Origin of the sequence: Zhurongbacter thermophilus (assembly GCF_026184435.1) — a bacterium.
Taxonomy (GTDB): Bacteria; Coprothermobacterota; Coprothermobacteria; order Coprothermobacterales; family JAADFF01; genus JAADFF01.
Genome location: NZ_CP046447.1, coordinates 1,089,967 through 1,107,935 on the forward strand (window position 1 = coordinate 1,089,967; position 17,969 = coordinate 1,107,935).

The following is a 17,969-nucleotide window of genomic DNA, read 5'->3' on the forward strand; positions in this document are numbered from 1 at the left end:
GCCATCACCTCACCAAGATGCTTTCTTTAGTCCAGGGATAAGACCCTGGTGGGCCATTTTTCTCAAACAAATACGACAAAGACCAAAGTCACGATAAACAGAACGAGGACGACCACAAATACGGCATCTTGTATATTTTCTAACCTTAAATTTCGGTTCCTTCTGTGCTTTTACTATCAAAGCCTTTCTTGCCACACTCATCGACCTCCTTATTTCTTCTTGAATGGCACACCCAGTGCCTCAAGCAGAGCGTATGCCTCCTCATCGGTCTTGGCAGTTGTCACTATAGTAATGTCCATACCTCTCTGCTTGTCTGCCAGCTCATATGGGATTTCTGGCCACACGAGCTGCTCTTTCAAACCAAAGTTATAGTTTCCTCTTCCATCAAAACCGCGGGGATTAAGACCTTTAAAGTCTCTCACTCTTGGAAGAGCTGTATTGATAAGTCTGTCAAGGAAATCCCACATATTACCTTTTCTGAGTGTGACCATAACACCGACAGGCATACCCTTACGAATCTTAAAGCCGTGAATAGACTTTCTGGCACGGGTTACCATTGGCTTCTGCTTAGTGATAAGCTCTATTTCCTTGACATTCTTCTCAACGGCAGCTGAACCAAAGGCACTCTTCTTACCGCCGCCACCGGAGGCCTTTTCCATAACGACTTCCTGTCCAATACCCCTATTAACAACAATCTTTACGATCTTGGGGACTTCCATAACATTCTTATATCCAAACTTCTTCATCAGGTAAGGTACGACTTCCTCTTCGTACTTCCTGTGAAGGTCATTGTATATCTTCTTTTCAAACGCCACGGTTATCTACCTCCCATTACTTATCAATGATGGCGCCACACTTCTTGCAAACGCGAACTTTTTTGCGTTTGCCGTTCTTCTCAATGAACTTGTAGCCAACACGTGTGGGCTTTCCACAGCTGGGGCATATGAGCATAACCTTAGAAACATAAATTGGTGCCTCAAACTCCATATAGCCACCCTGTGGATTCTTCTGGGTAGGTCTCATTGCCCTTTTTACAATATTGACACCCTGAACGACAACTTTATTTTCTTTGGGTATAGCTCTAAGGACGGTGCCGACCTTTCCCCTATCTTTGCCGGAAATAACCTTTACTTTATCTCCTGTTTTGATCTTCATTATCTACACCTCCTTAGATAACCTCTGGAGCAAGGGACACGATTCTTGCAAAGCCCTTCTTTCTCAGCTCTCTGGCAACAGGACCAAAGACACGTGTACCCTTGACCTGAAAGTCATTGGTAATAACGACGGCTGCATTGTCGTCAAATTTCACATAAGAACCATCATCGCGACGGACCTCTTTGGCAGTTCTCACGATAACAGCCTTGACAACATCTCCAACCTCATACTGAGAGTTAGGGATAACAGCCTTAACAGAACCAACAACAATATCACCGACGGTACCCCAAATCTTGACATTAGGGTTCAGAGCATCGTCCTGAAGATTACCAATAACCCTGATAACCTGAATCTCCTTTACACCTGAGTTGTCTGCTATCTTCAGACGGGAATAGGGTCTAACCATTACTCATCCCCTCCCTCTTCAGTTGTACCTTCAATAATTTCCTCAACTTCTTTTTCCACAACTTCTTCATCTGCAGATACATCTTCTCCCTGCTCCTTAAGATGCTCACGAGCAAGGGCAAGAGCAGAACGCTCAACTATAGATACAAGTTTCCATCTTTTTAACTTGCTTATTGGTTTAGACTCTTCAATGAGAACCTTATCGCCAACATGGGAGATATTGTTCTCATCGTGCACATAGAATTTGCTACGACGCTTGATAACTTTCTTGTATAGAGGGTGAGGAACCCTTCTCTCAACAACGACAACTCTTGTCTTATCCATCTTATCGGACACAACTGTGCCAACAAAACGCTTACGCGCCATATTTCTCACCCCTTTCACGCTCTCCAAGAACCGTGAGAACACGTGCTATATCCTTCTTTACCTGCTTAATTCTTGCTGTATTCTTCAGCTTACCCATTGCATGCTGGAAACGGAGGTTAAAAAGTTCCTCCCTAAGATCCCTGAGGGTAGCCTGAAGCTCTTCATTTGTCATTTCTCTAAGTTCACTTGCCTTCATGACTTACACCCCCATTTCCTCGTCACGCTTGATAAGGCGAACCTCAAAGGGTATCTTATAGCCAACGAGCCTTGCTATCTCTTTTGCTGTCTCCTCATCTACACCGGAGAACTCAAAGAGTACCTTACCAGGCTTAATGTGTGCAATCCACTTCTCAGGGTCACCTTTACCTCCACCCATACGCACCTCAAGAGGCTTCTTGGTCCATGGGTGGTGAGGAAATACCCTAATCCAAATCTTTGAACCCTTTTTCAGAGCACGAACCATGGTAACACGAGCAGACTCTATGGTCTGAGCAGAGAGATAACCTCTACCAACAGCCTGTATACCATAGTCACCAAAGGCAACAAAGTTTCCTCTTGTTGCTACTCCCTTTATGCTGGGGAGGTGGGTCTTTCTCCATTTAACTCTTTTTGGCATCAACATATCAACCACGCCTCCTTCCTCTTCTACGAGAAGATATTTCCATACCCCTTGGAGGCAGAAGCTCCTTAAAGTCTGTTACATCACCTTTATAAATCCATACATGTACACCGATAACACCATACTTTGTTACTGCCTCGGCAAAGCCGTAATCAATATCAGAACGGAGTGTAGACAGGGGCATGCGGCCGTCAAGGAACCATTCGTCACGGGCAATTTCTGCACCACCAAGACGACCAGCAACAAGCACCTTTACACCTTTTGCACCAGAACGCATGGCCTTATACATGGCCTGTTTCATAGCGCGCTTATAAGATACACGACGCTCAATCTGTTTGGCTATTCTCTGGGCTGCCAACTGGGCATCCAGATCGGGTTCTTTTATCTCGCGTATCGATACATTTAACTCTTTGTATTTACCACCTGTCAGCTTCTGAAGCCCCTCACGAATCTTATTAACCTCAGAACCCTTCTTACCAATAAGCACACCAGGGAAAGCAGTATATACAAAGATATTCATCTTATTACCTACACGCTCTATCTCCACGCCAGAAATATCAGCATGGTCATAGTTTTCCTTAAAGAACTTTCTTATCTTGTAATCCTCTTCAATAAGATCAGGATACTTATAGTGTGGTACCATCCAACGGCTTCTCCAGCCTTTTAGGATTCCCAATCTAAATCCGAACGGATGTGTTTTCTGTCCCAATTTTCACACCTCCCGCTTAGGCCTGCTCTGCCTTTTTCTGGCGTCTGAGGAATTTCTCATATTCCTCATCTGTCATCTCACGTACTTCAACAGTGATATGGCTAAGTCTACGCTTCATGATGTCGGCACGACCAAATGCTCTGGGTTTCAGTCTCTTTAGTCTTGGACCTTCATCAACATATGCCCTGTGAACAATCAGTCTATCTCTATCCATATCATGGTTGTTGATAGCGTTAGACATGGCAGAGTAAAGAACCTTATATATCAACCTTGCTGCCTTTTTAGGCGTATATTTCATTATGGCAAGTGCCTCATCAACCTGCTTGCCCCTTATCAGGGCGATGACGGGGCGAGCCTTTTTCGGAGAAAGTCTTAGGTATTTGGCTGTAGCCTTAGCTACTTTGTATTCCATCCCCGATCACCTCACCTTAAAGATGTCTTACGCTCGCTCTTGTCACCATGACCACGATAGGTCCTGGTTGGAGCAAACTCGCCCAGTTTATGTCCCACCATCTGTGGTGTGATATACACTGGAATATGCATTCTACCATTATATACGGCAATTGTAAAGCCTACCATCTCTTCTGTGATAGTGCTACGGCGAGACCATGTCTTTATAACCTTCTTATCTCCTGTCTCTTTCATCTTGCGTATCTTTTTCAGAAGCTTAGGATCGGTATACTTACCTCTCTTATAATGTTCGCCTCTAATCCACTCTATTTTAGCCACCTTATCATCACCCCTTTACTTCCTCTTCCTACGTTTAACAATAAACTTATCGGAAGGTCTACGTCCTCTTCTGGTTTTCCAACCAAGTGTCTTCCAACCCCATGGAGACAGTGGTGCTGGGTGACCGATAGGTGCCTTACCCTTACCACCACCATGTGGGTGATCTACGGCATTCATGGCACTACCACGGACATGTGGTCTACGACCGAGCCATCTAGAACGACCGGCCTTACCCAAAGAGATATTTTCATTGTCGGGATTGGAAACTCTACCTATGGTTGCCTTGCATTTCAGATTAATCTTTCTGATTTCACCAGAAGGCAACTTTATAATGGCATATTTTCCTGTATCATCTTTACCCATATACTGAGCCCATGTACCGGCGGCACGCACAAGCTGTGCACCCCTACCGGGATAAAGCTCAATATTGTGGATAACAGTACCAACAGGAATATCCTTCAGCTGAAGAGCATTACCAACCTTGATCGGTGCCTCAGGACCGGATATAACAGTATCTCCAACCTTGAGACCCTCGGGGGCAATGATGTATCTCTTCTCACCATCTGCATAGTGAAGCAGCGCAATAAATGCAGTTCTGTTTGGATCATATTCAATAGCTGCAACCTTTGCAGGGATACCATCTTTATCTCTCTTGAAGTCAATAATACGATATTTCCTCTTATGGCCTCCTCCACGGAAGCGAACGGTTACCTTACCCTGATTATTACGACCACCAGTAGACTTCTTTGTAACAACTAAGGACTTCTCAGGCTCTGTCTTTGTAATCTCAGAAAAGTCCAGAACTGTCATGTGGCGACGACCTGGTGTTGTTGGCTTAAACTTCTTTATACCCATGACCGTTCACCTACCTTCCTTCCATGATGTCAATACGCTGACCTGGTGCAAGCTGAACAATAGCCTTCTTTCTTGTACCAGTATATGTCCACCAAGGACCTTTTCTCTTTACTTTACCCTTCATATTCATTGTGTTAACCCACAGTACCTTTACTCCAAAAATCTCCTCTACAGCTTTCTTTATCATGGGCTTATTGGCCTTGGGATGTACCCAGAAGGTGTATTTTCCCTCTTCCATAAGCCTCATTGTCTTCTCTGTAATGTGAGGAGCGAGTATTATCTGATGTGCCTCTAGCTTCATTTGCCCCACACCTCCTGAACCTTTTCCCAAGCCTCACGGGAAAAGACAATATTGCTATTCTTGAGAATCCAATAAGGATGCAAGCTACTGAAGTTTACCACGTCGGCCCTTGCAAGATTGCGTGCAGACAGAGCAACATTCTTCTGATCGTTGCAAAGAACAAACAATGTGCTCTGATTTTCTGCATCAATACCGAATTTCCCAAGAATTTCCTTCATCTTCTTGGTCTTAGGTCCTTCTGCAAATGCATCACCGAAATCCACAACCTTAATAGCATCTCTACGGAGTGCATCTCTAATAGCAGACCTCATGGCCTCTTTTCTCATCTTCTTTGGCATATCCTCAGCCCAGCTTCTTGGCTTTGGACCAAATACTACAGCACCCTTATACCAAATAGGGCTTCTTCTATAACCATGACGAGCCCTACCAGTATGCTTCTGAGGCCATGGTTTACGCTTAGAACCTTGAACTTCACCCTGCTTCAGGGTAGAAGCACGACCACGACGCTTACCAGCAAGATATCTCTTTACAGCCTGCCAGAGCAATTTACCACGAACGGGGCCCTCTGCCAACTTTTCAGCAACGGCAGATGTGCCGATTTCTGTTCCGTCGTATTTATATACTTTCAATTCCACCCTTCATCACCTCTCCTGTGGTCCTGTTCCATATGCAAGTCTAATCTCAAGAAGACCGCCTACGGGACCTGGCACACTTCCCTTAACAAGGAGCAGGTCCTGTTCGGGAATAATCTTTACCACTTCAAGTCTCTTCACCATTCTTCTCTCATTGCCGTAATGACCGGGCATCTTCTTGCCTGGCTTAACTTCAGCTGGATAAGAACCTGCAGAGATAGCACCAACTCTTCTGTGCCATCCACGAGCACCGTGAGATCTGGGACCTCCAGAGAAGTTCCATCTCTTCATGGCTCCTGCAAAACCTCTACCCTTTGTCTTTCCAGCAATATCTACCTCGTCACCCTCTTTAAACACATCTGTAACCTTGATAACCTTTCCTACCTCACCAAACTGTTGAGTAATACCAGGATATCTGAACTCTCTCATGTGTCTCAGAGGTGGTGTACCGGCCTTTTTGAAAATACCCAGAAGTGGCCTGTTAAGAACCTTCTGTGCTCTTCTCTCATCTATTTCCTCAAAGCCAACCTTGATAGCCTCGTAGCCATCCCTCTCAGGAGTCTTAACATCTACAACATATACAGGACCGGCTTTGATAACGGTAACAGGAACAACTGTTCCATCTTCTTTAAAGATCTGTGTCATTCCCAATTTCTTTCCAAGTATTCCTATACCCTTCACTTCGCATCACCTCACAGTTTAAGGTGGACATCTACGCCAACGGGAAGCTCAAGATTTGCCAACTTCTCAATTGTTTCCTGTGTTGGGTTAAGAATGTCTATTAGTCTCTTGTGAATACGAATCTCAAAATGCTCACGGGAGTCTTTATCAATATGAGGAGACCTCAGAACACAGTATACACGCCTATCAGTAGGCAGAGGTATCGGACCAGATACCTCTGCCCCTGTGCTCCTGGCGGCCTCCACTATTTTCTGTGCTGACTGGTCAAGTATTCTGCTGTCGTAGGACTTCAGTTTGACCCTTATTCTCTGAACCGCCATGGTTATCCCTCCCTAAATTACTCAATGATCTCGGTGACAACACCAGCACCTACTGTGCGGCCACCTTCTCTGATTGCGAATCTGCTGCCCTCTTCAAGAGCAATCGGATATATAAGCTCTACCTCTAGCTCCAGGTTGTCTCCAGGCATTGCCATCTCTACGCCTTCAGGCAGCTTGATGGTTCCGGTAACATCTGTTGTCCTGATGTAGAACTGTGGTCTGTATCCGGTGAAGAATGGCTTGTGTCTTCCACCTTCCTCTTTCTTCAGAATATATACCTGTGCTTTGAATTTACGGTGAGGCTTAATGGACCCGGGCTTTGCCAAGACCTGTCCTCTCTCTACTTCGTCTTTACCGATTCCTCTCAAGAGAACACCGATGTTGTCTCCGGCGATTGCCTCATCAAGCTCTTTCCTGAACATCTCTATTCCGGTAACTACGGTCTTTCTGATCTCGTCAGACAGTCCTACGATTTCTACCTCATCACCTACATGAAGGACGCCTCTCTCTACCTTTCCGGTAACAACCGTTCCTCTTCCTGTAATGGTGAAGATGTCTTCAATTGGCATCAGGAATGGTTTGTCGGTCTCTCTCTGTGGCTCTGGAATGTAGGTGTCAAGAGCATCTAAAAGCTCCCAGATCTTGTCTACCCACTCGTTCTCGCCCCTCTGGACATTCGGATGTCCTTCTATGTACTCAAGGGCTTTCAATGCAGATCCAGCTACTACTGGTACTTCATCGCCAGGAAAGTCATACTGATTCAGCAGGTCTCTGACTTCCATCTCTACCAGCTCAATTAGCTCGGGGTCGTCTACCATGTCTACTTTGTTGATGAATACGATGATGTATGGCACGTTAACCTGTCTGGCAAGCAGTACGTGCTCTCTGGTCTGGGGCATGACACCGTCTGTTGCTGCTACGACCAAGATGGAACCGTCCATCTGGGCTGCTCCGGTGATCATGTTCTTGATGTAGTCTGCGTGTCCTGGACAGTCTATGTGTGCATAGTGTCTTCCTTTGATCTGCTTTCCATTGACTTCTCTGTCTGGGGTCTCATACTCTACGTGGGCTATGTTGATTGTGATTCCTCTCTCTTTTTCTTCCGGTGCTTTATCAATATCATAGTATCCCAAGAAGTTTGCAAGTCCTAGACCTGCCAATGTTCCTGTGATTGCTGCTGTCAGTGTTGTCTTTCCGTGGTCAATGTGTCCAATTGTTCCCACATTTAGGTGTGGCTTCGTTCTTACAAATTTCTCCTTTGCCATATCCTATCACTCCCCTCTTTCTTTCTTTATAATTTGTTCCTGAACGGACCTTGGAACCTCTTCGTAGTGAGAAAACTCCATAGCAAAGGTTCCACGACCCTGTGTAAGTGTTCTCAGTGCTGTGGCATATCCAAACATTTCGGCCAACGGCACTTCAGCGGTAATAACCTGAAGTCCACCCTGTGCCTCCATGCTCTTAATTCTACCTCTTCTGGAATTAAGGTCACCGATAACAGAACCCATATACTGCTCAGGAACGGTAACCTCAACTTTCATGATAGGCTCAAGCAGAACAGGGTCAGCTTTTTTAGCTGCTTCTCTAAATGCCTTAATAGCAGCCATCTGGAATGCCATATCTGAAGAGTCAACCTCGTGATAAGAACCGTCTACCAGTGTAGCACGAAGATCCACAACGGGATAGCCGGCAAGAGGTCCTGACTCCATAGCCTCTTTAAGACCTTTCTCTACAGAAGGAATATACTCTCTTGGAATAACACCACCAACAATCTTATCAACAAACTCAAACCCCTTACCTCTTTCGAGAGGCTCGAATTCTATGACAACGTGACCATACTGACCGTGACCACCTGTCTGACGGATGTGCTTACCTTCCACCTTAACAGGCTTGGTAAATGTCTCACGGTAAGAAACCTGTGGCTTACCAACATTGGCATCTACCTTAAACTCTCTCTTTAGACGGTCGACAATAATTTCAAGATGAAGCTCACCCATACCGGAGATAATAGTTTCACCGGTCTCATGGTCAATCTTTACCCTAAATGTTGGATCCTCTTCGGCAAGCTTCTGGAGTGCCTGAGAAAGCTTGTCCTGATCAGACTGTGTCTTTGGCTCAATAGCAATAGACACAACTGGTTCAGGAATAAAGATAGACTCAAGAATAATAGGATGTTCCTCATCGCAAAGTGTATCACCAGTGGTGGTGTTCTTAAGACCAACAATGGCACCAAGGTCACCAGCACCAATGGCCTCAACGTCTTCACGATAGTTAGCATGCATACGTAGAAGCCTGGATATACGCTCCTTTTTGCCCTTAGTGGCATTATAAACATATGTTCCAGCCTTAAGCATACCAGAGTAGACTCTAACATATGCAAGCTTACCAACAAATGGATCTGTCTGAATCTTAAAGGCAAACACAGCCAGTGGTGCATCATCAGATGTTGGTCTTTCCTCTTCCTCACCAGTAAGAGGATTAATACCCTTAACAGGAGGAATATCAAGAGGAGATGGAAGATAATCGATAATAGCATCCAAAAGTGGCTGAATACCCTTATTCTTAAATGCCGTACCCATAAAAACAGGGAAAATTTCCCTCTGAAGAGTACCTTTTCTGATGAGTTTCTTTATCTCCTCAGGAGACAGCTCCTCACCAGAGAGATATCTCTCCATAGCCTCATCATCAAACTCAACGGCTGTTTCTATGAGTTTTTCTCTCCACTCTTCAACAAGGTCCTTCAGTTCATTGGGAACCTCGACAATCTCGTACTCTTTACCAAGATCATCTTTCCAGACATAGGCCTGTCTGGTTATGAGATCTACAACACCTTGGAACTGATCCTCTTCCCCAATGGGTACCTGCATAACTACAGGACGCACATAAAGCTTATCTTCTATTGTATTAACAACTCTAAAGAAGTTGGCACCAATACGATCCATCTTGTTAACAAAGATAATTCTTGGAACCTGATATCTATCAGCCTGCCTCCAAACAGTTTCTGTTTGGGGCTGTACACCGGCAACAGCATCAAGAATAATGATGGCACCGTCAAGCACACGCATAGCACGTTCAACCTCAATTGTGAAGTCTACGTGGCCGGGCGTATCGATAATATTAAGACGGTGATCTTTCCAGAATGCCGTTGTAACAGCCGCTGTAATTGTGATACCACGCTCTTTCTCTTGTGGCATCCAGTCCATTGTAGCCGTACCATCGTGAACTTCACCTATCTTATGGGTACGACCAGTATAGAAGAGAATACGCTCTGTTGTTGTAGTTTTACCGGCATCAATATGAGCGGCAAAACCTATATTCCTTGTTTTTTCAAGAGAGTATTCTCTTACTGTATTTTTACCCTTTGCCATAGTCTATCACCTGCGCCCCCATCTAAGGTGTGCAAATGCCTTGTTAGACTCAGCAATTCTATGTACCTCATCTCTCTTGGCAATAGCGCCACCCTTACCGTTGTAGGCATCAACAAGCTCATCGGCAAGTTTATCTACCATATTACGAGGACCACGAGCTCTTGCTGCAAGAACAAGCCATCTGATAGCAAGAGATATCTGTCTACGCTCTGGCACCTCTACTGGAACCTGATATGTGGCACCACCAACACGACGAGAACGGGTCTCTACAATAGGCTTGACATTGTCTACAACCTTTTCCATAAGCTCTTTGGGATCTACCCCACCAAGACGCTCAGAAGCAATCTTAAGAGCCTCATATACAATCTTCTCTGCCTTACTCTTCTTTCCGCCAAGCATAGTTCTATTAATGAGCTTCTGTATAAGCACACTGCCGTATATTGGATCCGGCGGAATCTCACGTGGCGGTACTGGACCTTTTCTTGGCATACCCTACTCTCCTCCTTTCAGACCTTACTTCTTAGGTCTCTTTGTTCCATATTTGGAACGGGACTGTCTTCTGCCCTCAACACCGGCAGCATCATATACACCACGAATGATGTGATAACGAACACCAGGCAGGTCTTTCACACGGCCACCTCTGACCAAAACCTGAGAGTGTTCCTGCAAATTGTGTCCCTCACCGGGAATATATGCAGTAACTTCTATACCATTTGAAAGACGCACCCTTGCAACCTTACGAAGAGCAGAGTTTGGTTTCTTAGGTGTCATTGTTCTAACAACAACACAAACTCCCCTCTTCTGAGGGTTACCCTGAAGTGCTGGAGATTTTGATTTCTCCTTGACCTTTTCTCTTCCGAATCTTACCAGCTGATTAAAAGTTGGCATTTTGACACCTCCTCATATATCTTCTGTCTGCCATTTTCTCGTCCAAAAAACAACACCTTGCGTATACGCAGACACGCTATCACAGATTATAACATAAAAACATACATACTTCAATAAGTTCCCACGTACCACAGCACTATCCATTATACACAAATTGCATATCCCGGGCAAGTATATAATGAATATTGAATCTGAAATTTAGGGAGGGGATATTCATGTTTTTTGCTTACTCAGATCTTCATAATCCACAAATAATAGAAAAACTTAAAGCAATGTTTCATTCGATACCTTCGGATAATCTATCTACCGTTGCCGTACTTACCGGAGGCGCCGAAGAGAAGTTTTTAAGGGCATTTAGAGAAGGAAAACTATCACCACCAATAGCCGTACTTGCCCACGAAAGTCAAAACTCTCTTCCTGCTGCCGCAGAAATAATGGCATACCTACATCACAGAGATATACCATCAAAGCTATTTCTCGTACCTGATGAAGCAGAAGAAGTCGGAAACGCCAATACAATGTCCGGACTTTTAAAAAATTTGGACGGTAAATATATAGGTTTACTTGATGAGCCTAGCCCCTGGCTCATAAGCGCCAGCACATTAACCCCCTATGACCTCCACTCCAATTGGGGACTAACCATTAAACGATTGACATGGAAAGAATTCCTAGAGATATGGAACGAGGAACCAACACAGGACGAAGTCTCCTCCTTTAAGAAAAAAATACAAAGAGCCGATAAAGTACTCGTATCAGAAGAGGAACTCATAAAACAAGTAAAAATGTATAGAGCCTTAAAACACCTCCACGAAAAGCATGATCTGCTTGGACTCAGTGTAAAGTGTTTCCATCTACTCAACTTACTTGGAACTGTACCATGCCTCGCTTTTGCGGTTTTAAATAGTGAAAATTACATTTTAGGCTGTGAAGGCGATATCCCCGCCCTCATTGGCATGATAATATCCAAATATCTCACAGATAAAAGCGGATTCATGGCCAACCTCAACTGGTTTTACGACGGCTATAGAGTACTTATGTCTCACTGTACATCACCTATATCTCTGCTTGACCGCTTCTACATACCTACACACTTTGAATCAGGTAAAGGGGCAGCAGTTAAAGGATACTACCCCAAAGGCATGATTGTTAGCCTTGTCAAGATATTACCCAGCGGTAAACTGTGGTTTGCTAAAGGCACCATTGTTGATACTCCAGAAAAAGATAATATTTGCCGCACACAGGTTGTTATAGAAGTAGACAAAGACACTTATGAAGAACTGCGAACAGGCAAACTGGGTAACCATACGGTAATTGTGCCAGAAGACATTACCCCCATACTGAAACATATCGACTGGCTTGCAGGATACCTCATGGGATAAAAAACTATAAAGGGAGCCACTGGGATGGCTCCCTTTTCAAGAAGTTTCCACAATACAAAAGCCCTTGTCGTATATCACCACATCGAACTTTGTGATGCAACTGTATTTCTTTATTACACCGAAAGAGAACTTCACACAACAATTCAACTACTCTTATATCATTTTCCACCGTCACATTCAAGAAGCTAAGAAGCTTTTTGAGATGACAGAGACAGTAAATCACAGACTTACCGTGTTTATCACTATTTCCGCTTTTTTTATCTAACAACATACAATCCCATGATAAATTGTTACTTTTCCAAAATAATTTACAGGGCAGCGACTATGGCTTTTCTGCTCATCTCATATTGCTCCATCAAACTACTTGCATTCTTTGTCTTTCACTTAACCATAGCTTTTTCGGGGTGTCTGCCTCTACAATCCTCACTTCGTCTTACTTCACTTTTCTCTATCCATGCACACATCTATTGATTAGATCAAGTAGGTTGTTAAAAGAAAAATCTCTTCTTCCACATCCTTCTATCTATCCGTATCTACTACCTCTTGTATCTTTCTTCAAAACGAAAAAAGGGAGCCACTTTCCAGCGGCTCCCTCATTCTCTAGTGGGTCTGCACCGGCCTACTTTCCCAGCCCCTCGCGGTGACTAGTATCATCGGCCTTCGTGGGCTTAACTTCCGGGTTCGGCATGTTGCCGGGTGTACCCCCACGACGTGGGCACAGACCCACTATTTACCTCTAAACCCCAGCACACGAGCTTCTGGCAGTAACAGGTAGAGTTAAAAGTGAGAAGCCCTCGGGATATTAGTACCGCTCGGCTTCACCCCTCGCGGGGCTTCTACCTACGGCCTATCTACCTGGTAGTCTCCCAGGTCCCTTACCTCCCTTCAAGGGAGTGGGATACCTCGTCTCGGGATGGGCTTCGCGCTTAGATGCCTTCAGCGCTTATCCCTCGGGGGTCTAGCTACTCGGCTGTGCACTCGGCAGTGCAACCGATCCACCAGCGCCCCCTGCCGACCGGTCCTCTCGTACTAGGCCGACCTCCCCTCAGGTATCCTGCGCCCGCGGCGGATAAGGACCGAACTGTCTCACGACGTTCTGAACCCAGCTCGCGTGCCCCTTTAATGGGCGAACAGCCCAACCCTTGGGACCTGCTGCAGCCCCAGGATGGGACGAGCCGACATCGAGGTGCCAAACGGAGCCGTCGATGTGGACTCTCGGGCCCCATTAGCCTGTTATCCCCGGGGTAGCTTTTATCCGTTGATCGACGCCCCTTCCACTTAGGCGCGCCGGGTCACTAAGCCCTGGTTTCCCACCTGCTCGAGCTGTCGCTCTCACAGTCAAGCCACCTTCTGCCTTTGCACTCATCAGCGGGTTTCCAAGCCGCCTGAGGTGACCTTTGGACGCCTCCGTTACCTTTTGGGAGGCGACCGCCCCAGTCAAACTGCCCGCCTAACACTGTCCGACCTCCGGCTTCACGGAGCGTCGTTAGCCCATCAAGTGGCACAGGGTGGTATCTCACCGGCGGCTCCAGCCCGCCCGAAAGCGGGCCTTCTTAGCCTCCCACCTATCCTGCGCAGTGCCACCCAATAGGCAATGTTAGGTTGCAGTAAAGCTCCACGGGGTCTTTCCGTCCTGCCGCGGGTAGAGGGCATCTTCACCCCCACTGTAATTTCACCGAGCCCCCAGTCGAGACAGTGTCCCGGTGGTTATGCCTTTCATGCAGGCCGGAACTTACCCGGCAAGGAATTTCGCTACCTTAGGACCGTTATAGTTACGGCCGGCGTTTACTGGGGCTTCGGCTCGGAGCTTCTCCCCCTTCCGGGGGATAACCCCTCACCTTAACCTTCCAGCACTGGCCAGGCCTCACCCCATATACTTCGGCTTTCGCCTTCGCATAGAGCTGTGTTTTTGGTAAACAGTCCCCAGGACCCATCTCCTGCGGCCCTTTCGCCCTACACCCCGCTCCACTGTTAAGCTTAGCGGGGGTCAAGCTACTCGGGCGCCCCTTCTCCCGAAGTTACGGGGCCATTTTGCAGAGTTCCTTGACTGGGGTTAGCTCGCTACCCTTTGGTGCTTCGCACCTTGCCCACCTGTGTCGGTTTCCGGTACGGGCACCCACCTTTCATCGGCTGCGACGCTTTTCTCGGCAGTCTGGCACGTCACACCTTCACCCCTTATGGGGCTCCCCGTCATCCCTCAGCTTGCCGGAGGAGCGGATTTGCCTACTCCTCCTCGCCTCAGGACTTGGACCGGGTGTTCCCTTCCCCGGCGTGCTGCACCTCCTGCGTCCCGCCTCAGCCTCCAGGTGGGTGGGGCCGGAATCTTGACCGGCTATCCATCGGCTACGCCTTTCGGCCTCACCTTAGGTCCCGCCTTTCCCTACGTGGATTGGCCTTCCGTAGGATCCCTTGGGCTTCCGGGCGGTAGGGTTCTCACCTACCTCTCGCTACTCATGCCAGGATTCTCACTTCCCTGCAGTCCATCACCTCTCACGAGTGTGACTTCACCCCGCAGGGAACGCTCCCCTACCAACTATACAGATCCGCAGACCTGTATAGTTCCGTGGCTTCGGTGCTGTGCTTTAGCCCCGTTATATCTTCGGCGCGGAACCGCTCGACCAGTGAGCTGTTACGCACTCCTTAGAGGATGGCTGCTTCTAAGCCAACCTCCTGGCTGTCTTCGCAGTCCCACATCCTTCCTCTTGCAACACTTAGCACAGACTTCGGGACCTTAGCCGACGGTCTGGGTTGTTCCCCTCTCGCCTCCGGAGCTTGTCCCCCGGATACTCACTCCCACTTCTGCCTGCCAGCATTCGGAGTTCGACTGGGTTCGGTACCACTTCTGTGGCCCTACCCCAATCGGTAGCTCTACCTCCAGCAGGCAATCCGTGAGGCTGCACCTAAATGCATTTCGGGGAGAACCAGCTATCCCCGCACTCGATTGGCATTTCACCCCTATCCACACCTCATCGGAACGGATTTTACCCCGAACCCGTTCGGGCCTCCAGCCGCTGTTATACGGCCTTCACCCTGGGCATGGATAGATCGTGCGGCTTCGGGTCTCATGCCAGCGACTTTTCGCCCTTTTCAGACTCGGTTTCCCTCCGGCTCCAGCGCTCCAGCGCCTTAACCTCGCCACTGACATGAACTCCCTGGCTCATTCTTCAATAGGCATGCACTTCCGGATCCTTAGATCCGGTCGTACCCCTTGTGAACACACGGTTTCAGGTCCTCTTTCACTCCCCTCTCCGGGGTGCTTTTCACCTTTCCCTCACGGTACTTCTCCACTATCGGTCACCTGGAGTGTTTAGCCTTGGAGGGTGGTCCCCCCTGATTCCCCCAGGATTCCTCGTGTCCCGGGGTACTTGGGATCATAGCTCACGGAGCCTAGTGCATTTCGCCTACAGGGCTTTCACCTTCTTCGGCCCAGCGTCCCAGCTGGTTCGGCTATACACTAGGTTTTTTACTCCGCGGCGTGTCGGCAGCCACGCCTAGCTATGTCCCGCTACCCCCACAGGGCAACGCCTGCCGGCTTCTTCACCCTGTGGGTTTGGGCTCTTCCCCTTTCGCTCGCCGCTACTTAGGGAATCTCGGTTGATTTCTCCTCCTCCGGCTACTGAGATGTTTCACTTCGCCGGCTTGCCTTCCATACCCTACTTGCTTCAGGTATGGATGATGTGCTTTCGCACATCGGGTTTCCCCATTCGGAGATCCTGGACTACTACCGGGTGCAGGCCCCTCGTCCAGGCTTTTCGCAGCCTGCCACGTCCTTCTTCGGCTCCAGGTGCCAAGGCATCCACCGTGTGCTCGTTTTATCTTCTCACTTTCTTACCCTCTACCTGTTACTGCCCGTTTGCTCGCGTGCTGGGGTCTTCACCCTCAGCGGGAACGCGACCTCGCAGGGAACTTCTCTCTCCTTAGAAAGGAGGTGATCCAGCCGCAGCTTCCGCTACAGCTACCTTGTTACGACTTATCCCCCCTCACCAGACACACCTTCAGCCGGCCCTTACCGGTCACCAGCCTTCTGGTGCCCCTGATTCGGGTGGATTGACGGGCGGTGTGTGCAAGGCCCGAGAACGTATTCACCGCGGCTTTGCTGATCCACGGTTACTAGCGACTCCGGCTTCATGTGGGCGAGTTGCAGCCCACAATCCGAACTACGGCGGGCTTTTAGGGCTTCGCTCCACCTCTCGGCTTCGCTTCCCGTTGTACCCATCCATTGTAGCATGTGTGTAGCCCAGGACATAAGGGCCATGATGACTTGACGTCGTCCCCCCCTTCCTCTGGCTCTTCGCCAGCGGTCTCCCTAGAGTCCTCTTGCCCCCTTACTGGCAAGGAGTAACTAGGGACAGGGGTTGCGCTCGTTGCGGCACTTAAGCCAACATCTCACGACACGAGCTGACGACAGCCATGCAACACCTGTGCTGGGTGGACCTGCTTAGCAGGTCCCACCCCTCCCTTTCGGGCGGGCTTGCCCCAGCATGTCAAGCCCTGGTAAGGTTCTTCGGGTTGCGTCGAATTAAACCACATGCTCCGCCGCTTGTGCGGGCCCCCGCCAATTCCTTTGAGTTTCAGCCTTGCGACCGTACTCCTCAGGCGGATGGCTTATCGCGTTTGCTGCGGCACCGAAGGGTCTAACCCCCCGACACCTAGCCATCATCGTTTACGGCTAGGACTACCCGGGTATCTAATCCGGTTCGCTCCCCTAGCTTTCGTCCCTCAGCGTCAGGCCAGGCCCAGCAGGCCGCCTTCGCCACTGGCGTTCCTCCCGATATCTATGCATTTCACCGCTACACCGGGAATTCCACCTGCCTCTACCTGCCTCTAGACTCCTAGTTTCCACCTGCCTCTACCTGCCTCTAGACTCCTAGTTTCCACCCTCCTCTGCCCGTTGAGCAGGCAGCTTTCAGAGTGGACTTAGGAATCCGCCTACGGACCCTTTACGCCCAGTGATTCCGGACAACGCTCGGGACCTACGTCTTACCGCGGCTGCTGGCACGTAGTTAGCCGTCCCTTGCTCCAGGGGTACCGTCCTTCCTCTTCCCCCTGTACAGGTGTTTACACCCCGAAGGGCTTCTTCCACCACGCGGCGTCGCTGGGTCAGGGTTTCCCCCATTGCCCAATATTCCCCACTGCTGCCTCCCGTAGGAGTCCGGGCCGTGTCTCAGTCCCGGTGTGACCGTCCACCCTCTCAGGCCGGTTACCCGTCTTCGCCTTGGTGAGCCGTTACCTCACCAACTAGCTGATGGGACGCACCCCCATCCTCCAGCGCCTCAGCTTTCCTCCTACCTTAGCCAAGTCATCTTTTAATAACTTGGCCCCAGTAGGAGCGTATGGGGTATTACCCACGGTTTCCCGTGGCTATCCCCCTCTGGAGGGTAGGTCAGGTACGCGTTACTCACCCGTCCGCCGCTCCGTACCCGCTGCCCATAAGGGCTGCGGGCCGATCGCTCGACTTGCATGTGTTAGGCGCGCCGCCAGCGTTCGTCCTGAGCCGGGATCAAACCCTCCATGACATACTTTATCCTCAAGACCTCACGGCCTTTCGTTTCTATCCATGGA

The 17,969-nt window shown here is 48.5% G+C and carries 20 protein-coding genes and 3 rRNA genes; 1 reads left to right on the top strand and 22 read right to left on the bottom strand.

The genetic code is table 11. The annotated features are described in order from the left end of the window. Positions 1-9 precede the first annotated feature (9 nt). The 19 genes from GM182_RS05445 to rpsL form a co-directional block, all read right to left on the bottom strand. On the bottom strand, positions 10-195 hold the full coding sequence (locus GM182_RS05445; protein WP_449186105.1) for a type Z 30S ribosomal protein S14: 186 nt from the start codon (positions 193-195) through the stop codon (positions 10-12). Between the two features lie 14 nt (positions 196-209). Continuing rightward, positions 210-746 carry a 50S ribosomal protein L5 gene (rplE, locus tag GM182_RS05450; RefSeq protein WP_449187291.1) on the bottom strand — a complete coding sequence of 179 codons (537 nt, stop codon included), beginning with the start codon at positions 744-746 and terminating at the stop codon, positions 210-212. A gap of 85 nt (positions 747-831) precedes the next feature. Next, positions 832-1,155: a 50S ribosomal protein L24 gene (gene rplX / locus GM182_RS05455; protein WP_449186106.1), complete on the bottom strand. Its 324-nt coding sequence runs from the start codon at positions 1,153-1,155 to the stop codon at positions 832-834. A 13-nt stretch (positions 1,156-1,168) separates the two neighbouring features. After that, entirely contained in the window at positions 1,169-1,561 is a 393-nt protein-coding gene (gene rplN / locus GM182_RS05460) for a 50S ribosomal protein L14 (RefSeq protein WP_449186107.1), read from the bottom strand. After that, positions 1,561-1,926 (bottom strand): 30S ribosomal protein S17, encoded by a 366-nt coding sequence (gene rpsQ / locus GM182_RS05465; RefSeq protein ID WP_449186108.1) that lies wholly within the window; start codon positions 1,924-1,926, stop codon positions 1,561-1,563. Before rpsQ ends, rplN begins: the two co-directional genes overlap by 1 nt. After that, positions 1,916-2,122, bottom strand: a complete 207-nt coding sequence (gene rpmC / locus GM182_RS05470) for a 50S ribosomal protein L29 (RefSeq protein WP_449186109.1) — start codon at positions 2,120-2,122, stop codon at positions 1,916-1,918. Before rpmC ends, rpsQ begins: the two co-directional genes overlap by 11 nt. A gap of 3 nt (positions 2,123-2,125) precedes the next feature. Beyond that, the gene (gene rplP / locus GM182_RS05475; protein WP_449186110.1) at positions 2,126-2,548 is read right to left on the bottom strand and encodes a 50S ribosomal protein L16; all 423 of its coding nucleotides are present in this window, start codon (positions 2,546-2,548) and stop codon (positions 2,126-2,128) included. A gap of 1 nt (position 2,549) precedes the next feature. Continuing rightward, a complete protein-coding gene (rpsC, locus tag GM182_RS05480; protein ID WP_449186111.1) occupies positions 2,550-3,254 on the bottom strand; it encodes a 30S ribosomal protein S3 in 705 nt (234 codons plus the stop codon). A 16-nt stretch (positions 3,255-3,270) separates the two neighbouring features. Next, a complete protein-coding gene (gene rplV / locus GM182_RS05485) occupies positions 3,271-3,666 on the bottom strand; it encodes a 50S ribosomal protein L22 (protein ID WP_449186112.1) in 396 nt (131 codons plus the stop codon). A gap of 11 nt (positions 3,667-3,677) precedes the next feature. Next, positions 3,678-3,965 (bottom strand): 30S ribosomal protein S19, encoded by a 288-nt coding sequence (gene rpsS, locus GM182_RS05490; RefSeq protein WP_449187292.1) that lies wholly within the window; start codon positions 3,963-3,965, stop codon positions 3,678-3,680. A 33-nt stretch (positions 3,966-3,998) separates the two neighbouring features. Further along, the gene (gene rplB / locus GM182_RS05495) at positions 3,999-4,838 is read right to left on the bottom strand and encodes a 50S ribosomal protein L2 (protein ID WP_449186113.1); all 840 of its coding nucleotides are present in this window, start codon (positions 4,836-4,838) and stop codon (positions 3,999-4,001) included. Between the two features lie 10 nt (positions 4,839-4,848). Further along, the gene (rplW, locus tag GM182_RS05500) at positions 4,849-5,139 is read right to left on the bottom strand and encodes a 50S ribosomal protein L23 (RefSeq protein ID WP_449186114.1); all 291 of its coding nucleotides are present in this window, start codon (positions 5,137-5,139) and stop codon (positions 4,849-4,851) included. Continuing rightward, positions 5,136-5,774, bottom strand: coding sequence for a 50S ribosomal protein L4 (gene rplD / locus GM182_RS05505; RefSeq protein ID WP_449186115.1), 639 nt, complete (start codon positions 5,772-5,774; stop codon positions 5,136-5,138). The genes rplW and rplD overlap by 4 nt, the downstream gene beginning before the upstream one ends. Before the next feature lie 6 nt (positions 5,775-5,780). Continuing rightward, positions 5,781-6,443, bottom strand: coding sequence for a 50S ribosomal protein L3 (gene rplC / locus GM182_RS05510; protein WP_449187293.1), 663 nt, complete (start codon positions 6,441-6,443; stop codon positions 5,781-5,783). 20 nt (positions 6,444-6,463) lie between these two features. Beyond that, a complete protein-coding gene (rpsJ, locus tag GM182_RS05515; protein ID WP_449186116.1) occupies positions 6,464-6,772 on the bottom strand; it encodes a 30S ribosomal protein S10 in 309 nt (102 codons plus the stop codon). Between the two features lie 17 nt (positions 6,773-6,789). Further along, positions 6,790-8,037, bottom strand: coding sequence for an elongation factor Tu (tuf, locus tag GM182_RS05520; RefSeq protein WP_449186117.1), 1,248 nt, complete (start codon positions 8,035-8,037; stop codon positions 6,790-6,792). 6 nt (positions 8,038-8,043) lie between these two features. Then, entirely contained in the window at positions 8,044-10,140 is a 2,097-nt protein-coding gene (gene fusA / locus GM182_RS05525) for an elongation factor G (RefSeq protein WP_449186118.1), read from the bottom strand. Positions 10,141-10,146: 6 nt separating this feature from the next. After that, entirely contained in the window at positions 10,147-10,629 is a 483-nt protein-coding gene (rpsG, locus tag GM182_RS05530; RefSeq protein ID WP_449186119.1) for a 30S ribosomal protein S7, read from the bottom strand. Between the two features lie 24 nt (positions 10,630-10,653). Beyond that, on the bottom strand, positions 10,654-11,028 hold the full coding sequence (gene rpsL, locus GM182_RS05535) for a 30S ribosomal protein S12 (protein ID WP_449186120.1): 375 nt from the start codon (positions 11,026-11,028) through the stop codon (positions 10,654-10,656). 215 nt (positions 11,029-11,243) lie between these two features. Between rpsL and GM182_RS05540 the strand changes: the two genes are divergently transcribed. After that, on the top strand, positions 11,244-12,407 hold the full coding sequence (locus tag GM182_RS05540; RefSeq protein ID WP_449186121.1) for a hypothetical protein: 1,164 nt from the start codon (positions 11,244-11,246) through the stop codon (positions 12,405-12,407). A 606-nt stretch (positions 12,408-13,013) separates the two neighbouring features. Here GM182_RS05540 and rrf read toward each other — a convergent pair. The 3 genes from rrf to GM182_RS05555 all read right to left on the bottom strand — a co-directional run bounded on the left by rrf (position 13,014) and on the right by GM182_RS05555 (position 17,923). Further along, positions 13,014-13,130: ribosomal RNA gene (gene rrf / locus GM182_RS05545) — 5S ribosomal RNA — on the bottom strand. A gap of 59 nt (positions 13,131-13,189) precedes the next feature. Next, a 23S ribosomal RNA gene (locus GM182_RS05550) occupies positions 13,190-16,230 on the bottom strand. Between the two features lie 98 nt (positions 16,231-16,328). Then, a 16S ribosomal RNA gene (locus GM182_RS05555) occupies positions 16,329-17,923 on the bottom strand. Together the 16S, 23S and 5S rRNA genes form the textbook arrangement of a ribosomal RNA operon. Positions 17,924-17,969 lie beyond the last annotated feature (46 nt).

Excerpts from the sequence above, each read along its gene's own strand:
- rpsG (WP_449186119.1), bottom strand. The coding sequence starts at position 10,629 with ATGCCAAGAAAAGGTCCAGTACCGCCACGTGAGATTCCGCCGGATCCA.
- rplN (WP_449186107.1), bottom strand. The coding sequence starts at position 1,561 with ATGGTTAGACCCTATTCCCGTCTGAAGATAGCAGACAACTCAGGTGTA.
- tuf (WP_449186117.1), bottom strand. The coding sequence starts at position 8,037 with ATGGCAAAGGAGAAATTTGTAAGAACGAAGCCACACCTAAATGTGGGA.
- rplV (WP_449186112.1), bottom strand. The coding sequence starts at position 3,666 with ATGGAATACAAAGTAGCTAAGGCTACAGCCAAATACCTAAGACTTTCT.
- rplE (WP_449187291.1), bottom strand. The coding sequence starts at position 746 with ATGAAGAAGTTTGGATATAAGAATGTTATGGAAGTCCCCAAGATCGTA.
- rplX (WP_449186106.1), bottom strand. The coding sequence starts at position 1,155 with ATGAAGATCAAAACAGGAGATAAAGTAAAGGTTATTTCCGGCAAAGAT.
- GM182_RS05540 (WP_449186121.1), top strand. The coding sequence starts at position 11,244 with ATGTTTTTTGCTTACTCAGATCTTCATAATCCACAAATAATAGAAAAA.
- rplB (WP_449186113.1), bottom strand. The coding sequence starts at position 4,838 with ATGGGTATAAAGAAGTTTAAGCCAACAACACCAGGTCGTCGCCACATG.
- rpsL (WP_449186120.1), bottom strand. The coding sequence starts at position 11,028 with ATGCCAACTTTTAATCAGCTGGTAAGATTCGGAAGAGAAAAGGTCAAG.
- rpmC (WP_449186109.1), bottom strand. The coding sequence starts at position 2,122 with ATGAAGGCAAGTGAACTTAGAGAAATGACAAATGAAGAGCTTCAGGCT.
- rpsQ (WP_449186108.1), bottom strand. The coding sequence starts at position 1,926 with ATGGCGCGTAAGCGTTTTGTTGGCACAGTTGTGTCCGATAAGATGGAT.
- rpsJ (WP_449186116.1), bottom strand. The coding sequence starts at position 6,772 with ATGGCGGTTCAGAGAATAAGGGTCAAACTGAAGTCCTACGACAGCAGA.
- fusA (WP_449186118.1), bottom strand. The coding sequence starts at position 10,140 with ATGGCAAAGGGTAAAAATACAGTAAGAGAATACTCTCTTGAAAAAACA.
- rplW (WP_449186114.1), bottom strand. The coding sequence starts at position 5,139 with ATGAAGCTAGAGGCACATCAGATAATACTCGCTCCTCACATTACAGAG.
- rplP (WP_449186110.1), bottom strand. The coding sequence starts at position 2,548 with ATGTTGATGCCAAAAAGAGTTAAATGGAGAAAGACCCACCTCCCCAGC.